The 18,226-nt window shown below is 72.1% G+C and carries 16 protein-coding genes; 2 read left to right on the top strand and 14 right to left on the bottom strand.

Annotation, left to right across the window (positions count from 1 at the left end; genetic code table 11):
* Positions 1 to 253: 253 nt before the first annotated feature.
* The 14 genes from hemA to bchF are packed head-to-tail and all read right to left on the bottom strand — an operon-like array spanning position 254 to position 15,525.
* Complete coding sequence (hemA, locus tag EU555_RS15670; protein ID WP_135415626.1) at positions 254 to 1,465, bottom strand: 5-aminolevulinate synthase; 1,212 nt, start codon at positions 1,463 to 1,465, stop codon at positions 254 to 256.
* A gap of 49 nt (positions 1,466 to 1,514) precedes the next feature.
* Positions 1,515 to 2,297, bottom strand: a complete 783-nt coding sequence (gene puhE / locus EU555_RS15665) for a putative photosynthetic complex assembly protein PuhE (RefSeq protein ID WP_135415624.1) — start codon at positions 2,295 to 2,297, stop codon at positions 1,515 to 1,517.
* 7 nt (positions 2,298 to 2,304) lie between these two features.
* Positions 2,305 to 3,366 carry a magnesium-protoporphyrin IX monomethyl ester (oxidative) cyclase gene (gene acsF, locus EU555_RS15660; RefSeq protein WP_135415622.1) on the bottom strand — a complete coding sequence of 354 codons (1,062 nt, stop codon included), beginning with the start codon at positions 3,364 to 3,366 and terminating at the stop codon, positions 2,305 to 2,307.
* Complete coding sequence (locus EU555_RS15655) at positions 3,363 to 3,662, bottom strand: hypothetical protein (protein ID WP_135415712.1); 300 nt, start codon at positions 3,660 to 3,662, stop codon at positions 3,363 to 3,365. Before EU555_RS15655 ends, acsF begins: the two co-directional genes overlap by 4 nt.
* Positions 3,662 to 4,111: a photosynthetic complex assembly protein PuhC gene (gene puhC, locus EU555_RS15650; protein ID WP_135415620.1), complete on the bottom strand. Its 450-nt coding sequence runs from the start codon at positions 4,109 to 4,111 to the stop codon at positions 3,662 to 3,664. Before puhC ends, EU555_RS15655 begins: the two co-directional genes overlap by 1 nt.
* Positions 4,112 to 4,121: 10 nt before the next feature.
* Positions 4,122 to 4,748: a photosynthetic complex putative assembly protein PuhB gene (gene puhB / locus EU555_RS15645; RefSeq protein ID WP_135415618.1), complete on the bottom strand. Its 627-nt coding sequence runs from the start codon at positions 4,746 to 4,748 to the stop codon at positions 4,122 to 4,124.
* Positions 4,745 to 5,536: a photosynthetic reaction center subunit H gene (gene puhA / locus EU555_RS15640; RefSeq protein WP_135415616.1), complete on the bottom strand. Its 792-nt coding sequence runs from the start codon at positions 5,534 to 5,536 to the stop codon at positions 4,745 to 4,747. Before puhA ends, puhB begins: the two co-directional genes overlap by 4 nt.
* Before the next feature lie 12 nt (positions 5,537 to 5,548).
* Positions 5,549 to 6,958, bottom strand: coding sequence for an MFS transporter (locus EU555_RS15635; protein WP_135415614.1), 1,410 nt, complete (start codon positions 6,956 to 6,958; stop codon positions 5,549 to 5,551).
* Positions 6,955 to 7,656 carry a magnesium protoporphyrin IX methyltransferase gene (gene bchM / locus EU555_RS15630; RefSeq protein ID WP_135415612.1) on the bottom strand — a complete coding sequence of 234 codons (702 nt, stop codon included), beginning with the start codon at positions 7,654 to 7,656 and terminating at the stop codon, positions 6,955 to 6,957. The genes EU555_RS15635 and bchM overlap by 4 nt, the downstream gene beginning before the upstream one ends.
* Complete coding sequence (gene bchL / locus EU555_RS15625) at positions 7,656 to 8,549, bottom strand: ferredoxin:protochlorophyllide reductase (ATP-dependent) iron-sulfur ATP-binding protein (RefSeq protein ID WP_135415610.1); 894 nt, start codon at positions 8,547 to 8,549, stop codon at positions 7,656 to 7,658. The genes bchM and bchL overlap by 1 nt, the downstream gene beginning before the upstream one ends.
* Complete coding sequence (locus EU555_RS15620) at positions 8,546 to 12,262, bottom strand: magnesium chelatase subunit H (protein ID WP_135415608.1); 3,717 nt, start codon at positions 12,260 to 12,262, stop codon at positions 8,546 to 8,548. The genes bchL and EU555_RS15620 overlap by 4 nt, the downstream gene beginning before the upstream one ends.
* Complete coding sequence (bchB, locus tag EU555_RS15615) at positions 12,237 to 13,769, bottom strand: ferredoxin:protochlorophyllide reductase (ATP-dependent) subunit B (RefSeq protein ID WP_135415606.1); 1,533 nt, start codon at positions 13,767 to 13,769, stop codon at positions 12,237 to 12,239. The genes EU555_RS15620 and bchB overlap by 26 nt, the downstream gene beginning before the upstream one ends.
* Positions 13,770 to 13,774: 5 nt before the next feature.
* Positions 13,775 to 15,037 (bottom strand): ferredoxin:protochlorophyllide reductase (ATP-dependent) subunit N, encoded by a 1,263-nt coding sequence (locus EU555_RS15610; RefSeq protein WP_135415605.1) that lies wholly within the window; start codon positions 15,035 to 15,037, stop codon positions 13,775 to 13,777.
* Positions 15,034 to 15,525: a 2-vinyl bacteriochlorophyllide hydratase gene (bchF, locus tag EU555_RS15605; protein WP_135415603.1), complete on the bottom strand. Its 492-nt coding sequence runs from the start codon at positions 15,523 to 15,525 to the stop codon at positions 15,034 to 15,036. Before bchF ends, EU555_RS15610 begins: the two co-directional genes overlap by 4 nt.
* A 269-nt stretch (positions 15,526 to 15,794) precedes the next feature.
* Between bchF and EU555_RS15600 the strand changes: the two genes are divergently transcribed.
* Together EU555_RS15600 and ppsR are read left to right on the top strand one after the other, a co-directional pair.
* Positions 15,795 to 16,682 carry a cobalamin B12-binding domain-containing protein gene (locus EU555_RS15600; RefSeq protein ID WP_245524316.1) on the top strand — a complete coding sequence of 296 codons (888 nt, stop codon included), beginning with the start codon at positions 15,795 to 15,797 and terminating at the stop codon, positions 16,680 to 16,682.
* Between the two features lie 79 nt (positions 16,683 to 16,761).
* Entirely contained in the window at positions 16,762 to 18,174 is a 1,413-nt protein-coding gene (gene ppsR / locus EU555_RS15595) for a transcriptional regulator PpsR (RefSeq protein WP_135415601.1), read from the top strand.
* The last annotated feature ends 52 nt before the right edge of the window (positions 18,175 to 18,226 follow it).

The following is an 18,226-nucleotide window of genomic DNA, read 5'->3' as shown; positions in this document are numbered from 1 at the left end:
GGCGGGAATGTCTAATGAAAATGACAGTCGATTAACTTGACATTGAGGCCCGTGGCGGTCGCGCGCGTGACCCTCCCCCCTCTGCGGGGGAGGGTGGCGAACGGAGTGAGCCGGGAGAGGGGACGCCGTTTCCGGAGAAGTAGCGACTGCTCTGAAAGGCGGCCTCTGGACCAGCGTGGCGCTGCCCCTCTCCCGCCCCGCATCCGCGGGGCACCCTCCCCCGCAGAGGGGGGAGGGTTCAGCGGCGCGCGCGCTACGCCGCCCGGGCCAGCCCGATCCGGCCCCAGATCGCCCCGAGCGCCGCCGCCAGGTGGTCGATGTCGGCGTCGCTGTGGAGCGGCGACGGGGTGATGCGCAGGCGCTCGGTCCCGCGCGGCACGGTGGGGTAGTTGATCGGCTGGACGTAGATCGCGAACTCGTCGAGCAGGGTATCGCTGATCTGCTTGCACAGGACCGGATCGCCCACCATCACCGGCACGATGTGGCTCGGGTTGTCGAGGAGCGGGATGCCGATCGCCGACAGGCGCCGGCGCACCGCGGCGACGCGGTCCTGGTGGCGGGCCCGCTCGACCCCGCTCGCCTTGAGGTGGCGGATGCTCGCGGCTGCGCCCGCCGCGATCGCCGGCGGGAGCGAGGTGGTGAAGATGAAGCCCGAGGCGAAGCTGCGCACGAAGTCGCAGAGCGCCGCGGAGGCGGCGATGTAGCCGCCCGAGACCGCGAAGGCCTTGCCGAGCGTCCCCTCGATGACGGTGAGGCGGTGCATCAGCCCCTCGCGCTCGGCGATGCCGCCGCCGCGCGGGCCGTAGAGGCCCACCGCGTGGACCTCGTCGAGGTAGGTCATGGCGCCGTGGGAGTCTGCGACGTCGCAGAGCTCGGCGATCGGCGCGATGTCGCCGTCCATCGAGTAGACCGACTCGAAGGCGACGAGCTTCGGCAGGGCGGGATCGACGAGCCGCAGCTTGCGGTCGAGGTCGTCGGGATCGTTGTGGCGGAAGATGTGGCGCTCGGCGCGGCTCGAGCGGATGCCCTCGATCATCGAGGCGTGGTTGCCTTCGTCGGAGAACACCACGCAGCCGGGCAGCTTCGAGGCGAGGGTGCCGAGCCCGGCCCAGTTCGAGACGTAGCCCGAGGTGAAGAGGAGCGCCGCCTCCTTGCCGTGCAGGTCGGCGAGTTCGCGCTCGAGCAGCACATGGTAGTGGTTGGTGCCCGAAATGTTGCGGGTGCCGCCGGCACCGGCGCCGCAGCGGTCGATCGCCTCGTGCATCGCGCCCGTCACCGCCGGGTGCTGACCCATGCCGAGATAATCGTTCGAGCACCACACCGTCACCTCGCGGGTGCCGTGGGCGCCGTGCTGCGTGGCGTAGGGAAAGCGCCCGGCCTGCCGCTCGAGGTCGGTGAAGACCCGGTAGCGCCCCTCGCGGTGCAGGCCCTGGAGGGCGGCGGAGAACATTGCCTCGTAATCCATCGAGCGTCCCCTTGTACGGTGTTCTTGTGGGCGTGTTCTTCTGGGTTTCTTACGGAGCGGCATCGGCCCCCGGGCGGCGGCCCGGCAGCCCCCAGCCCCAGAGCGCGGCGGAGGGCAGCGGCAGCATCAGGAAGCCGTGCTCCAGGATGGCGAGGGCCATCAGGGTCGCCATCATGGTGTGGCCGGAGCGCTTGAAGGCCGAGGCGCTCTCGGTGACGGCGGGGTGCAGGAGCACCAGGAGGAAGCCGGTGGCGAGGATCATCGCCACCGGAAACAGCGCGTTCATCGGCGCGCGGCGAAAGAAGCTGCCGAGGTAGCGCAGGTGCTCCGGCAGGAATTCGGCGTGGAGGTTGCGCACGCCGAGGAAGAGGTTGAGGCGGGCGCTGAGGTTCATCCCCCACAGGACCAGGTAGGTCCAGAGCGCCATCCGGTTCGGGCAACCCGCCGTCAGCCAGGCGATGGCGGCGAACCCTGAGATGATCGCCGCCTCGTGCCACAGGTTCGTCGCCGCCGCCGCGCCGAAGCGGGCGAGGCCCCGGGCGGTGGGGGCGCCCGGCGTGCGCCGGGGACCGGCGAGATAGCCCATGTAGAAGGCCATCTCCTGCCAGCCCCAGACGATCAGGGCCGCCGTGAAGGCCGCGTAGGCCGCCCCCTCGCTCTCCTGGCCTGCGCTCCAGGCGACGACCCAGAGGGCGGCGACGAGCGCCAGCGTCGTCGCCCCGAAGCTCCAGGCATGGGTCCGGCGCGGCCGGTGGTTCAGCCAGAGGATCGCCCCGGTCAGGAACCACCAGATCACGACGGCGTAGAGGATCGGGGCGGCGTAGTCGGACATGCGGGCGCTACCAGGCGGGGCTGAGGCGGATCTGCGCCGGCATCGGGTTGGCCTTGGCCGGCATCACCATCAGCCGCCCGAAGGCCAGGGCGGCCTTCGCCGCGTAGCCGGCATGCTTGAGCTTGCCGATCAGGCCGCCCTGCGCCTTCGCCTCCTCGATGCCCCGGGCGCAGGCCAAGAGCCGCTCGAGCCCGGCCCGGAAGCCCGGATGGTCGATATCGAGCGTGAGCGGGAAGACCTGCCGCGAGATCTCCGAGGTGATCGCGAAGACCTGGAAGTCGTACTCCTTCGGGTCGACCCCGAGCGCCTTGTGGAAGGCCGGCCGGCACTGGTCGCGCACGTACATCGTGCAGAACACCGCCAGCAGGAAGAACTTGATCCAGTAGTAGTTGATGCCGGTGAGCAGCTTCGGGTTGGCACGCATCAGGAGCGCGAACGCCTCGCCGTGGCGGAACTCGTCGTTGCACCACTTCTCGAACCACTTGAAGATCGGGTGGAAGCGCTTGTCCGGGTTGCGCTCGAGGTGGCGGAAGATCGTGATGTAGCGGGCGTAGCCGATCTTCTCAGAAAGATACGTGGCGTAGAAGATGAATTTCGGCCGGAAATGCGTGTACTTCTTGGCCTTCGTCAGGAAGCCGAGGTCGATGCCGACCCCGAAATCCTTCAGCGTGTCGTTGATGAAGCCGGCGTGGCGGGCCTCGTCGCGGCTCATGAAGCCGAACAGCTCGCGGATGTCCTTGTTCTTGGCGCGCTTGCGCATCTCGGCGTAGAGCACGCAGCCCGAGAACTCGGCGGTGATCGACGAGACCAGGAAGTCCAGAAATTCCTTGCGCAGCTCCGGGTCGAGGCCGGAGAGATCGAGGTCGAAGTCGGAATTGCGCACGAAGTGGCGCTTGTTGGGGTCGGAGCGCATCTCCGCGATGAGCACGTCCCACTCGGCCCGCACCGGCTCGACATTGGTGCGGTCGAGCTCCTCGAAGTTCGTGGTGTAGAAGCGGGGGCTCAGGAAGGTCGTTTCCTGGGCCGACTTGGTGCTCTCGTTCGGGGTGTAGGGGGAAGCCGCGCTCATAGCCGCGTCCTTTCCGAGAAGCTGACTTCGTAGAGTTCGGTGAGTTCGAAATGGCCCGCGATGCGGGTCCACAGGCGCTCGACCGCGCCGGCGCGCACCACCGTGGCCTGGCGGCGCACCACGATCCGCTCGCCGTAGGGCACGGAGGTCGGCGCGTCGTGCACCGTCACCTCGTCGCCCGGCGCGATCAGCAGCCCCCCGTCCAGCGTCACGTGGGCGTGCAGGCTCTCGGCCGTCTGCTCGATCTCGACCGTGCACGGCACCTCGATGCGGCGTCCGCCGCCCAACCAGTGCATCACGATGCGCCCCTCCCCTGTTCGAGCAGCCGCGCGAAGGCGGCCGCGTTGCCGAGCCCGAAGGCCTCGAGGTTGATCCGCCGGCCCGACGCGACGTCGTCGAGCGAGAGCGTGCCGTTGTCCCAGCGGGTGAGGCGGAACGGCTCCCCGCGCGGCAGCCCCTCGCGCAGGCGCGCCTGGGCCATGACCCGCAAGGTCGCGCGCAGGAAGCCGTCCTCGCCCGGGGCAACCTCCGCCACGAGTCGCCCGTCGCGGGCGTCGCGCAGGGTGACGCTGCCGCCCTGGCGGTCCTCGACGGTGAGGTCTAGCACCTGGACCGCGTGGGCGGCCGGCATCTGCGTGACGCCGACGCCACCGAACCGGCCGATCGCCACCGCGGCGAGCGAGAAGGCGACGAGAAGCGCGGCGCTGCCGAGCAGCTTGCGCGGGACCGGGATGTCGTGGGACATCGCCGCCTCCCTAGTGGCCCGCCGCCGCGAGGCGGCCGGGGAGCACCGGAGCGGAAGCGGGCGCCGGCGGCAGCGCCTGGACGGGCTGGCCGTTCGCCTCGGCGAGCGCCGCCGCGATGCGCTTGGCCACGCCCTCGGCGTCGGGCACGCAGCGCAGCATCGGCTCGGGCCGGGTCAGCCGCCAGGGCCGGGCATGCGGCCACAGGTGCAGGTAGGCGAGCCGCACGCCGGGCTTCAGCAGGAGGGGCAGGTCGCCGCTGCCGTCGCCGAAGCGGCGGAAGGAGGCGGCCTCGATCTCCTTGAGCGGCAGGTTGATGTCCATCTGCAGCGCGATGCCGATGCGCAGCATCAGCCGCCGGTCGGTCAGGGTGTAGACCGTGGTGCGGCAGGCGCCCCAGGCGAGGGCGAACAGGATCGCCAGCCCGAGGGCTCCGCCGAGGAGCACCGGCCAGGCCGCCGAGATCCGCCCCGCCGCGATCACCTGCCAGGCCGCGAGCCCGCCGAAATAGAGGGCGACGAGGTCGACGTGGAAGGCGCGGCGCGCCAGGCTCACCAGCGCCGGGCGGCCCTGCCAGAGCAGGCGCTCGCCTGGGGGCAGCGGGCCGGGCAGCCCATTCGGGATCGGAGCAGGCGTCACAGCAGCGGCTCCTCGCGGTCGGCGGTGGCGTAGAGCGTGCCGGCGCCGTAATACGCCATGACCCGCTCCTCCTCCCGCAGGGTGATGCTGTCGGGGTCGCGCTGCGCCGGCACGCCGGCGAACTGGCGGGCGAGGAGGGCCTCGACGACGATCTTCCTCTCTCGGCTGAAGCGCGGCACGTCGGCGAAGGTCACCGGGATCAGCACCGTGCGGTCGCGGGCGCCCTCGAGTTCCATCTCGTAGTAGCGCGGCAGCGACTCGCCGCGATCGACCCAGATCTCCGTGACGGTGCCGGCCAGCACGCGATCGGCGCCGTAGACCGGCATGCCGCGCGGATCGGGGTCGTCCGCCGCGACCGTGAACTCCTCGGCGACGCGCATCGGCACGATGCGGGGCTTGCCCTCCCAGGTGAGGTCGGGCCGCTCGGCGCGCTGGGCATAGGCGCCCGGGCCGACGCCGTCGGCGAGGCGGGAATCGTCCGTCGCGGTCGGCTCGATCGGGGCGCCGGGCCAGGGCTCGCGCTTGACCGCCTTGAGCGGGCCGGTCGGGCCTTCCTCGGGCCGCGGCGCCAGCACGGTCCTGCCGTCGGCGAGCAGGAAGGTCTTCGGGCTGGGCAGGAAGAGCCAGTCCCAGCCTTTCAGGCCGCCATGGGTCTCGGATTCGAGCGGGTAGCCCTCGCGGCGGTCCTCGCGGCGCAGGTAGAAGACCAGGCCGGCGAAGAACAGCCAGAACGCGTAGAGCACCAGTTGCGCGACGTCGATGTAGCTCGTGATGGCACCCTTGGGCATGAGGGCCTCCTTTTAGGGCAGGGCCGGGCGGGCGGTGAGCGGGGGGTGATCGGGGCGGCGGCGCACCAGCGGGCCGATCGCCACCAGGGTGGCGAAGAGGAGCCCGATCTCGATGTGGTAGACGACGAGGTAGCCGGTCGAGGCTTCGGCGAGGGCCTCGCCGAGGCGGCCCGACACGGCGAGCGCCGAGCCGGCATCGCGCAGGATGCCGCTTGCCGCGATCGCGGCACCCGCGGCGCAGGCCTGCACGGCGCCCCAGGCGCCGAGCGCGAGGCCGGATTGCGCGGGAGGCGCGCTCGCCATTGAGGCGGTCAGCGTGCCGTGGGCGAAGAGCCCGCCGCCGACGCCGATCAGCGCCACGCCGCAGGCGAAGAGCCCGCCGGAGCTCAAGGGCGCGGCGAAGACCACCGCCGAGAAGGCCGCGATGCCGACGACGGCGCCGGCCGCCGCGACCCGGAACGGGTCGCCGCCGCGGTTGAGCCAGCGCGCCGCGGTCACGAGCCCCGCCCCGCCCCCGACCGCCAGCACGGCGGTGAGCGCGGTCGTGGCCGCCACCGGCAGGTGCAGGATCTGGCCGCCATAGGGCTCGAGCAGGATGTCCTGCATGCTGAACCCCGCCGTGCCGAGGCCGGTGGCCAGCAGGCGGCGGCGCGCCTGCGGCTCCGCGGAATACGCCTCCCAGGCCTCGCCGAAGCGGCGCGGGGCGTCCGCCTTGCGGGAGGTGTCGCGCGGCTCCTGCTTCCACAGGGCGATGCCGTTGAGGACGAGGGTGGCGAGCGCCGCGCCCTGGATCACCTGGATCAGCCGGATGGCGGAGAAATTCGCGAGCGCCAGGCCGAACACCACGGCGCTCGCCATCATGCCGACGAGGAGCATGGCGCAGAGAAGCGCCACCACCTTCGGGCGGGCATGGGCCGGCGCGAGGTCGGTGGCGAGCGCCAGCCCCACGGTCTGGGTGGTGTGGAGGCCGGCGCCGACGAGCACGAAGGCGAGCGCCGCCGCCACCTGGCCGACGACGATCGGCCCGGTCGTGTCCCCCGACAGGATCAGGAGCGCGAACGGCATGATGGCGAAGCCGCCGAACTGCAGCAGCGTGCCGAACCAGAGGTACGGGACGCGCCGCCAGCCGAGCACCGAGCGGTGCGTGTCGGAGCGGAAGCCGACCAGCGCCCGGAACGGGGCGGCGAGCAGCGGCAGCGACAGCATCACGGCGACGATCCAGGCCGGCACGTCGAGCTCGACGATCATCACCCGGTTGAGGGTGCCGATCAGCAGCACCGCCGCCATCCCGACCGTGACCTGGAACAGCGACAGGCGCAGGAGCCGGCCGAGCGGCAGCTCCGCCGTGGCGGCGTCCGCGAAGGGCAGGTAGCGGGGCCCGAGATCCGCGAGGGCGCGGGCGAGGCGGCGTCCCGGGCTCATCGGCGCGCGAGCTCCAGGGCGTTGGAGAGGTAGAAGCCGGAGGTGATGCGCCGGCTGCGGGCAAGCGCGAAGGGCGCGAGCCCCGGCTCGTCGGCGATGCGGCGGCGCAACGCCCCCTCCCCGACCGGCTCGATCGCCGGCGCGCGGTCGCCGCGGGGGAAGAGGCGGCCGGTGGCGTGCATCAGGGTCAGGAGCGGCGTGCGCGGCGCCACGGTGAAGAGCACCGACGCCTCGGTGCGCCGGGCGAGCTGGTCGAGCGCCCGCACGATGTCCGGGGTGCGGTAGTGGATCAGCGAATCCATCGCCACGACGTGGTCGAAGGCTCCTAAGCCCTCGTCCAGCATGTCGCCGACGCGGAAATCGAGCCGGCCCGGCAGCCCGAAGGCGGTGGTGCGCTCGCGGGCGAGCCCGATCAGCGTCGGGGAGACGTCGACCGCGACGACCTCGGCTCCGCGCCGCGCCGCCGCGACGGCGAGCGCCCCGGTGCCGCAGCCGGCATCGAGCAGGCGCCGTCCGGAGAGGTCGGCGGGCAGCCAGGACAGGAGTTCCGCCCGCATCGCGTCGCGGCCGGCCCGCACGGTGGCGCGGATGCGGCTCACCTGCGCGTCGGAGGTCAGCCGCGCCCAGGCCTCGACCGCGGTACGGTCGAAATAGGTCTCGAGCTGGGCCCGGCGGGTGGCGTAGGTGGGGCTGGTCATCAGTCGAACCCCAGGAACTCGAACAGGTCGCGGTCCTTCATCGGCACCGCTTCCAGCGCCTCGACACCGGCCCAGAGCTGCTCGGCGAGCTGCAGGTACTCGGCCTGCACCGCGAGCAGCTCCGGCGAGGGATCCATCTCGAACAGGGTCGCCTTCTTCAGGCGCGAGCGGCGCACCACGTCGAGGTCGCGGAAATGCGCCAGGCGCTTGAGGCCGACCGCGTCGTTGAAGCGGTCGATCTCGTTGGTCTCAGCCGAGCGGTTGGCGATGACGCCGCCGAGGCGCACGCCGTAATTCTTAGCCTTGGCGTGGATCGCCGCGACGATCCGGTTCATGGCGAAGATCGAGTCGAAGTCGTTCGCCGTGACGATGAGGGCCCGGTCGGCGTGCTGGAGCGGCGAGGCGAAGCCGCCGCAGACGACGTCGCCGAGCACGTCGAAGATCACCACGTCGGTGTCTTCCAGGAGGTGATGCTCCTTGAGGAGCTTCACGGTCTGGCCGACGACGTAGCCGCCGCAGCCGGTCCCGGCCGGCGGGCCCCCCGCCTCGACGCAGCGCACGCCGTTATAGCCCTCGACCACGAAGTCCTCGACGCGCAGCTCCTCCGAGTGGAACTGCACCGCCTCCAGAGCATCGATCACCGTCGGGGCGAGGCGCTTCGTCAGCGTGAAGGTCGAGTCGTGCTTCGGGTCGCAGCCGATCTGCAGCACCCGCTTGCCGAGCTTCGAGAAGGCGACGGAGAGGTTCGACGAGGTCGTGCTCTTGCCGATGCCGCCCTTGCCGTAGACGGCGAAGACCTTGGCGGTCTCGATACGGATGTCCGGATCGAGGGCGACCTGGAGGCTGCCCTCCTCTCGTCTCGCCGCAACGGGGTTTCGGATCGCGATGTTCATGCGGCGGCCTCCGCGGTGATGCCTTCGAGCCGGTCCTCCAGGGCCTCCTCGGCCCGGTCGAGCGCGGCACGTGTCTCGGGGTCGGGTGTCCAGAAGCCGCGCCGGTGCGCCTCGATCAGGCGGTGGGCGACCTTGGCGGATGCGGCGGGGTTCAGCGCCGCCATGCGCTCGCGCATGGCCTCGTCGAGCACGTAGGTCTCGGTGATGCGCTGGTAGATCCAGGGTGCGACCTGGTCGGTGGTGGCCGACCAGCCCACGGTGTTGGTGAGGTGCTGGTCGATCTGGCGCACGCCCTCGTAGCCGTGGCCGAGCATGCCCTCGACCCATTTCGGGTTGAGCATGCGGGTGCGGGTCTCGAGGGCGACCTGCTCGGCGAGCGAGCGCACCCGGCCCTCGCCCCGCGTCTGGTCGCTGATATAGACGGGGACCGAAGTCCCGCGGGCCTTCGCGACGGCGCGGGCCATGCCGCCGAGCCCGTCGAAATAGTGGTCGACGCTGGTCACCCCGACCTCGACCGAGTCGAGGTTCTGGTAGGCGAGGTCGACCTGGGCCAGCACCGCCTGCATCAGCGCACGGCGGGGCTCCGGCTTGCCGGTGCGGCCATAGGCGAAGCTCTTGCGGCGCGAGAACGTCTCGCACAGCTCGGTCTCGTCCTCCCAGCGCCCGCTGTCGACGAGGTGGTTGAGGTTGGCGCCGTAGGCGCCCTCGGCGTTGCTGAAGACCCGGAGCGCCGCCGTCTCGATGTCGATGCCCTGCGCCGCCTGGTGGGCGAGCGCGTGCTTGCGCACGAAGTTCATCGCCTCCGGCTCGTCGGCGGTCGCCGCGAGGTAGGCGGCCTCGGCGAGGAGCTTCGTCTGCAGCGGCAGCAGGTCGCGGAAGATGCCGGACAGGGTCGCCACGACGTCGATGCGGGGCCGCCCGAGATCCGCGAGCGGGATCAGCGCCGCGCCGCAGAGCCGGCCGTAGCCGTCGAAGCGGGGAGTCGCGCCCATCAGGGCGAGGGCCTGCGCGACGGGGGCGCCCTCGCTCTTCAGGTTGTCGCTGCCCCAGAGCACCAGGGCGATGCTCTCCGGATAGGCGCCGCCATCGGCCGCGTGGCGGGCGAGCAGCCGCTCGACCTGGGCGCGACCGTCGGCCAGAGCGAAGGCGCTCGGGATCCGGTAGGGATCGAAGCCGTGCAGGTTGCGGCCGGTCGGCAGGATCCCGGGCGAGCGCAGCACGTCGCCGCCGGCGACCGGCGCGACGAAGCGGCCGTCGAGGGCGCGCAGCAGGGCCGGGATCTCGTGGTCCTCGGCGAGCAGCCGGTCGGTCTCTGCGAGCGCCCGGAAGGCCGCGAGGGTCGCGTCGTCGAGGTTCAGGCCGGCTGCCGCCACCGCCTCTTCCGGCGCGGCCCCGGCGACGAGCCGCGCGATGCCGGCGCGCTCCGGCGTCAGCCCGTGGACGGATTCGGCGAGCGCCAGCAGCAGGTCGCTGCGCTCCTCGGCCGGGGTGCCCTGCCCGACCACGTGCAGGCCGTGCGGGATCAGGGTGTGCTCGAGCTCGATCAGCCGCTGGCCGAGATCGGCGATGCGGTGCTCCGCATCCTCGCCCCAGCCGTCGCCCTCCGCGAGGTCGAGGCCGAGGGCCTGGCCGTGGATCAGGCTCGCGAGCTTTGCCCGCTCGGCCGCGTCCTCCGGCGGCAGGGCGCGGCGGCGCTCCAGGGAGGCCTTGAGGTCGATCAGCCCGCGATAGAGCCCGGCCTGGGCAAGGCTCGGGGTCAGGTAGCTGACCAGCGTCGCGGCGGCCCGGCGCTTGGCGAGCGTGCCCTCCGACGGGTTGTTGGCGGCGTAGAGGTAGACGTTGGGAAGCGCCCCGATCAGCCGCTCCGGCCAGCAGGCGGCCGAGAGCCCGGTCTGCTTGCCGGGCATGAATTCGAGCGCCCCGTGGGTGCCGAAATGCAGGACCGCGTCGGCGTAAAAGTCCTCGCGCAGGTAGCGGTAGAAGGCCGAGAAGGCGTGGGTCGGCGAGAAGCCCTGCTCGAACAGCAGGCGCATCGGGTCGCCCTCGTAGCCGAAGGCCGGCTGCACCCCGACGAAGACGTTGCCGAAATGCGCGCCGAGCACCAGGATCGAAGACCCGTCGCTCTGGTGCCGCCCGGGAGCGGGGCCCCACTGCGCCTCGATCTCGGCGAGGTGGGCCTCGCGCCGGACGTGCTCGTCGGCCGGGATGCGGTGGGCGACGTTGGCCTGCGTGCCGTAGCGGGCGGCGTTGCCCTCGAGAACCCGGGCGCGCAGGGCGTCGGCGGTCTCGGGGATCTCGACGGTATAGCCCTCGGCCCGCATCCCCTTTAGCACGCGGTGGAGGGACTCCCACACCGACAGGAAGGCGGCGGTGCCGGTGGCGCCGGCATTCGGGGGAAAGTTGAACAGCACCACCGCGACCCGGCGCTCGGGCAGCGGACGGGCCCGCAGGGCGACGAGGCGCGCGACCCGGTCGGCCAGGCGCGCGGCGCGCTCGGGATGCACCGCCATGTCGCGGGAATCGCCCGACCGGTCGGAGCGTCCGCCGAACACCATCGGGGCGGTGGCGCCGTCGAGTTCGGGGATCGCCACCATCATGGTGGCCTCGACCGGCGACAGGCCGCGCGCCGAGGCCTCCCATTGCTCCAGGCTCTGGAACTCGACCGCCTGCGCGGCGAGGTAGGGCACGTCGAGCTGCGCCAGCATCGCGCCCGCCGCCGCGGCGTCGTTGTAGGCCGGCCCGCCGACGAGGGAGAAGCCGGTGAGCGAGACCAGCGCGTCGATGGCCGCCCGTCCGTCGCGCAGGAAGAACTTTTCCACCGCCGGGCGGTTGTCGAGGCCGCTGGCGAAGGCCGGCACGACGGTGAGCCCGCGGGCCTCGAGCGCCGCGATCACCCCGTCGTAATGCGCCGTGTTGCCGGCGAGCACGTAGGAGCGCATCAGGAGCAGGCCGACCCTCCCGGCCGGACCGCCGGCCGGCAGCCGGTCGAGGCGTTCCCCGACCCCGCCCGCCAGCCGCGGGTGGTAGAGGCCGGTCTCCGGATAGGCGAGCGGCTCGGCGGCCGAGAGGTGCTGGCGCCAGGCGGCGCGCGCGCCGCTGGCGTAGCGCCCGGCGAGGAAGCGCACCAGGTTGACGACGTTCTCGTCCGAGCCGGCGAGCCAGTATTGCAGGGTCAGGAAATAGGCCCGCACGTCCTGGGCCGAGCCCGGGATGAAGCGCAGGATGCGGGGGATCTGGCGGATCAGCGCCATCTGGCGCGCGCCGCTGCTGCTCGCGCCGCCCTTGCCCGCCTTGCCGCGCAGGCGCTTGAGGAAGTCGAGGGCGCCGCGCTGCGAGCCGTCCATGGCGAAGCGGTTCATCCGGGTGGTGCGCACCACCTCGGCCGCCGAGAGGCAGCCCACCATCGCGTCGCAATGCGGGCGGCGGGCGAGGAGATCCGGCAGTACTGCCCGGACGTGCTCGTCCATGAACAGCATCGCCGAGAGCACGATGTCGGCCCGGGCGATGTCGGCCCGGCAGGATGCGAGCGCCGAGGGATCGGTCTCCCACTCGGCGGCGGCGTGGAAGCCGAGGACCAGGCCGGGCGCGGTCTTCGCCAGCACCCGGCGCGCCCGCTCCACCGCCCCGGCGAGGTGGTTGTCGAGGGTGACGATGACGACGCGCAGCTCCGGCAGCGCGTCCGGCCCGTTACCGGCTGAAATGCGCTTTGGCATCGTACAGGGTCTCGACGGTGATGAGCGGGAGCGCCCGCTCGCGGGCGTAGCGTTCGGTGTTGTGACGGGCCTTGCCGCGCACGAAGAAGGGGACCTTCTTCAGCTCGCGCTCGGCCTCGATCGACCAGACCACCGGCGCCACCGCGGTGGCGGGCGCGGCGACGACGACCGTCTCGGCCTCCTCGCGCGGCCGGCCGCCGAGGTGAGAAGGGGCGACGCCGTCATGGAATTCCGGGTCGTCCCGGAACATCGCCAGCAGGTGCTCCTCGAGCCCCATCATCAGCGGGTGGACGAAGGTGTCGAACAGGACGTTCGCCCCCTCGAAGCCCATCTGCGGCGCGTGGCGGGCCGGGACGTCCTGCACGTGCATCGGCGCCGAGATCACCGCGCAGGGGATGCCGAGCCGTTTGGCGATGTGGCGCTCCATCTGGGTGCCGAGCACCAGTTCCGGCTGCGCCGCCGCGATCGCCGCCTCGACCGCCAGGTAGTCGTCGGTGACCAGCGCCTCGATTCCGTGCTGGGCCGCCTCGGTCCGCACCTCGCGGGCCAATTCGCGCGAATAGGTGCCGAGGCCGACCAGCGAGAAGCCGATCTCCCGCGTCGCGACCCGGGCCGCCGCGACCGCGTGGGTGGCGTCGCCGAAGACGAAGACGCGCTTGCCGGTGAGGTAGGTCGAATCGACCGAGCGCGAGTACCAGGGAAGCCGCGAGCCCTCGCCGCTCAGGACCGGGGCCGGATCGACGCCGGCAAGCTTCGCCACCGCCTCCACGAAGGCCACCGTTCCCTTGACGCCGATCGGCGCGGTCTCGACGAAGGGTTGGGCGTGGGTGCGCTCGAGCCACTGCGCGGCGCTGCGCGCCACTTCCGGGTAGAGCACGACGTTGAACGCAGCCTGTGAGAGGCGCGCGAGGTCGGCGGGCGCGGCGCCCAGCGGCGCCACCACGTTCACGGCGATCCCGAGGCGCTCGAGGAGCCCCCGCACCTCGCGCACGTCGTCGCGGTGCCGAAAGCCGAGCGCGGTCGGGCCGAGGATGTTGCAGCTCGCCCGGGCGGGCGCGGCGGCGGGCGGGCCCGCCAGCGTGCGCACCAGCCGGTAGAAGGTCTCGGACGCGCCCCAGTTCTCCTTCTTCTGGTAGGCGGGGAGCTCGAGTGGGATCACCGGGATCGGCAGGCCCAGCGCCCGCGACAGGCCGCCGGGATCGTCCTGCAGCAGTTCCGCCGTGCAGGAGGCGCCGACGATCATCGCCTGCGGGCGGAACCGCTCGTAGGCCTCGCGCACCGCCCGCTTGAAGATCTCGGCGGTGTCGGAGCCGAGGTCGCGGGCCTGGAAGGTCGTGTAGGTGACCGGCGGGCGGGCGTCGCGCCGCTCGATCATGGTGAAGAGCAGGTCGGCGTAGGTGTCGCCCTGCGGCGCGTGCAGCACGTAGTGCAGGCCGTGCATCGCGGTGGCGATGCGCATCGCCCCGATGTGAGGGGGCCCCTCGTAGGTCCAGAGCGTGAGCTGCATCCGCCTCAGGCCTCCAGCCGCGCGCGCCGCGCGAGGGGACGGGTGAACAGCCCGGCGAGGTCGCCGGCCTGGTCGTAGCCCTGGATCGGGGTGAACAGGAGCTCGATCGACCACTTGGTCGCGAGGTCCTCCGCCTCGAGCGGGTTGGCGAGGCCGAGGCCGCAGACCGTGAGATCGGGCCGCGCCGCCCGGCAGCGGTCGAGCTGGTCGTCGAGGCTCTGGCCCTCCGTCACGGCGGTGCCGTCGGGCAGCAAAGCCAGCTCTTCCGCCAGGTGGGTGCGGTGGAGGTAGGGGGTGCCGACCTCGATCAGCTCCGCGCCCATCTCCCGCGACAGGAAGCGGGCGAGCGGCACTTCGAGCTGCGAGTCGGGGAAGAAGAACACCCGCCGGCCGGACAGCTCTGCCCGGTGGGCCTGGAGCGCCCGCCCGGCCCGGGCCCGCCCCGCTTCCGTGACCGCGACGACTTTGGCCGGCGTCACCCCGAAGGCGCGGGCCGCCGCCGCCAGCCACAGGGTCGTGCCCTCGGCCCCGAGGGGGAACGGGGCCGGGATGCGGGTGGCGCCGCGGTCGTCGAGGGCGCGGGCGGTCTCGGTGAGGAAGGGCTGCGCCAGGAGGTAGCGCGTGCCCGGGCCGATGGCGGCGCGGTCGGCGGCGCGGCGGCCCGGCAGGAAGCGCACCGGGCCGATGCCGAGATCGTCGAACAGCCGCGCGAACTGGTCCTCGACCACGTCGGCGAGCGCGCCGACGACGAGGAGCGGGGTCTCGGTTCCGCGGGGCAGGTCCGGCACCAGGGAGGCCAGGCAGGCATCCTCGCCCTGCGTGAAGGTCGTCTCGATGCCGCTGCCGGAATAGCTGAGCACCCGCACCGCGGGGGCGAAATCGGCGGAGAGCCGGGACGCCGCGCGGCTAAGGTCGAGCTTGATCACCTCGGACGGGCAGGACCCGACGAGGAACAGCAGCCGGATGTCGGGCCGGCGCTCGAGCAGGCGGCGCACCACCCGGTCGAGCTCCTCGTGCGCGTCGGCGAGGCCGGCGAGGTCGCGCTCCTCGATGATCGCGGTGGCGAAGCGCGGCTCGGCGAAGATCATCACGCCGGCGGCCGACTGGATCAGGTGCGCGCAGGTGCGCGAGCCGACCACCAGGAAGAAGGCGTCCTGGATCTTGCGGTGCAGCCAGACGATGCCGGTGAGGCCGCAGAACACCGCCCGCTGGCCGCGCTCCTGGCGGATCTCGGGGCCGCAAGCGGCCGGGGAGGCGAGCGCTGTCATCGCGCAGCCCCCAGGGCGTAGGCCGGCGCCTGCGCCCGGGCGGCGCGCAGCTTCAGGAGGAACTGGCCGGCATTGACGAGGTAGCTGGCGTAGGCCGCGAGCGCCAGGAGCATCAGCCCGGAGGTGCCGAGCGCGCCGGCAGCGAGCGCCACCAGGTAGGCCGTGTGCAGGGCCAGGACCAGCATGCTGACCGCGTCCTCCCAGAAGAAGGCCGGGGCGAACAGGTAGCGCCCGAACACGTCCTTCTCCCACAGGGAGCCGGTGATCATGATCGCGTAGAGCGCGAGGGTCTTGGCCACCACCGAGGCGTTGGCGAGCGGTGCCCCCTCCCCGGTCGCGAGCGTGCGCAGCACCAGGGCGAGGCTCATCAGGAAGACCGCGAACTGCACCGGCGCGAGCACGCCCTGAACCAGGGTCCAGGGCGAGGCGTCGCGCCGCCGCCGCTCGGCCTCGCTGTAGAGAAACGGCCGGTCCGTGGACGTCGCCATCGCGCCTGCCCTCACTTCCGACCCGCGTTGGCCGCGGATGCCGATGGAGGAAACCTAGGGCCGGCGCCACGGGAGTGTCAACCTAAGTTGACAGTTGCCCATCGTGACATTCCTGGGAGGCCGACGCGAATGAGCCTTGCGGCAGGACGCCGGAGCTGTATCCTGGAGTGAAACCCGGATAACGCCGTCCCGCCGACGACGCTCCCAAGGTAGAAACGTCGACACAAGGTCGAGCAAACCCGATTTTCCTGTGCATCGGGGAGGTGCCGGTGGGAGATCAAGCACAGTCCGGCGCGCTGCCCGACGACATGGCGATCCGCCGTGAAAGGGCATTCCGGGATCGTTCGTCTCTCGAAAGAAACCCTGGGGGAGTACAGAGGGGATCGCGCTGGCGCGACGACCTCGCACAGGTCGTCGAGGCCGAGATCATCCCGCGGCTGATGCTCGCCCATCGCAGCGAGACCCGGCCGCCCCGTTTGTCCGCCCGCCGGACCGGCACCGCCGACATCGACCGCCTCACCGCCCTGATGCTGGCGCAGCAGGACCGCGACGCGCTCGCGGTGGTCCGCGAGCTGATCGACGACGGGATGGCGCTGGACGAGGTGCTGATCGGCCTCATGGCGCCCACGGCCCGGTATATCGGCCGGCTGTGGGAGGAGGATGCCTGCGACTTCGTCCAGGTGACGACCGCGATGGCGCGGCTGCGCCGGCTCGTCCACGATCTCGAGACGCTCTGCCTCGAACCGCGTCCGGTCGATCCGGCGAGCCGGCGGGTCCTGCTCGTGCCGGCACCCGGCGAGACCCATACCTTCGGGCTGACGCTGGCGGCGCACTTCTTCGCCGAGGCCGGCTGGGAGGTGGTGACGAGCTTCGACACCAACCTCTCCGACGCGCTGGAGCGCCTGCGCGCCGAGTGGTTCGACGTGATCGGCCTGTCGCTCTCCTGCGACGTCCATGTCGACCGGCTGATCGCGGCGGTCCCGGCGCTGCGGCGCGCCTCGCGCAATCGCGACCTTCACCTGATCGTCGGCGGCCCCGCCTTTCACGGCCGGCCCGACCGGATCCGGCTCGTCGGCGCCGACGCATCTGTCGATGATGCGCGCGAAGCGCCTGAAATCGCACGAAGCTTGCTTGATCTGCGGATTAGAGCCTGCTGAAAGCACTGTTCGATGCGGTCGGCGTAGTTGGTGGCCCTTGAACAGACCCGTGAGCCCTGCTGCGAAGGAATCTTTCGCGGTGCTTCGAGACGCCGTCTCCCGCCTCGATCCCCGGACGACGGGCAGCCTCGTCGCTGCGGCCAGCGACGTGTCGCTGGTGATCGACGGCGACGGCGTGATTCGCGATGCCGCCTTCGGGGCGGACGGGCTGTCCGAGGAGGCCGGCGACCGGTGGCTCGGCCGGCGCTGGATCGACACCGTCACGGTGGAGAGCCGGCCGAAGATCGCGAGCCTGCTGGAGGATGCCGAGCCCGGCGCCGTGACGCGCTGGCGGCAGGTCAACCACCCCTCGGCGCAGGGCGGCGTCGACGTGCCGATCCGCTACGCGGCCCTGCGCGTTCCCGACGACGACCGCATCATCGTGATCGGCCGCGACCTCAGGGCGCTCTCGGCGCTGCAGCAGCGCCTGGCCGATTCGCAGCAGGCGCTCGAGCGCGACTATGCCCGCCTGCGCAGCGCCGAGACCCGCTACCGGGTCCTGTTCCAGCTCGCCGGCGAGCCGATCCTGATCGTCGATGCCGGCACCCGCCGCGTCACCGAGATCAACCCGGCCGCCGCCCGCCTGCTCGGCCGGGCGGTCAAGCGCATCGTCGGGCGCGACCTCGTCGACCTGTTCGAGCCCGAGAGCGGCCGCGCCCTCCAGGCGCTCCTCGTGGGCCTGCGCCTCACCGGCCAGGCGGAGGACCTGTCTGCCCGGCTCGCCCAGCGGCGGGGCGAGGCGCGGGTCTCGGCGACTTTGTTTCGCGAGGAATCCGGGATGAGCATCCTGGTGCGCCTCGCCCCCCTCGCCCACGCCCCGAGCCCGGCCGCGGCGCGCTCCGGCGCCCTCGAGGTGATCGAGGCGATGCCCGAGGGCTTCGTCGTCACCGACCGCGACCGGCGCATCATCGGGGTCAACGCCGCCTTCCTGGACCTCGCCCAGCTCGCCACCGAGCACCAGGCCAAGGGCGAATCGCTCGAGCGCTGGCTCGGCCGCGAGGGCACCGAGATCGCCGCCCTGTTCAACACCCTCGCCGATCACGGCGCGGTGCGCCACTTCGCCACCGTCATGCGCGGCGAGTTCGGCGCGATCGAGGAGGTGGAGGTCGCCGCGGTCTCGGTGCCGGGTGGCGACCGGCCCTGCTTCGGCTTCACCCTGCGCAGCCTGCCCCGCCGCGTCGCCGCCGTGGCGCCGGGCGGGCGCGAATTGCCGCGCTCCGTCGAGCACATGACCGAGCTCGTCGGCCGCGTCTCGATGAAGGCGCTGGTGCGCGAGACCACCGACCTGATCGAGCGCCTCTGCATCGAGGCGGCGTTGCGCATCACCCACGACAACCGCGCCTCCGCGGCCGAGATGCTGGGCCTCAGCCGGCAGGGCTTCTACGCCAAGATGCGCCGCTACGGTCTCGGCGACCTCGACGGCTCGGAGGAGGCGGACGAGGGCGCGAGCTGACGTCGCAGGTCCACGCGACGGAGCATGTGAAAGTGTAAAGCGCGCTTGACAC

The organism is Methylobacterium nonmethylotrophicum, from assembly GCF_004745635.1.
GTDB classification, from domain to species: Bacteria; Pseudomonadota; Alphaproteobacteria; order Rhizobiales; family Beijerinckiaceae; genus Methylobacterium; species Methylobacterium nonmethylotrophicum.
This window is presented reverse-complemented; position numbering and strand designations above follow the sequence as displayed.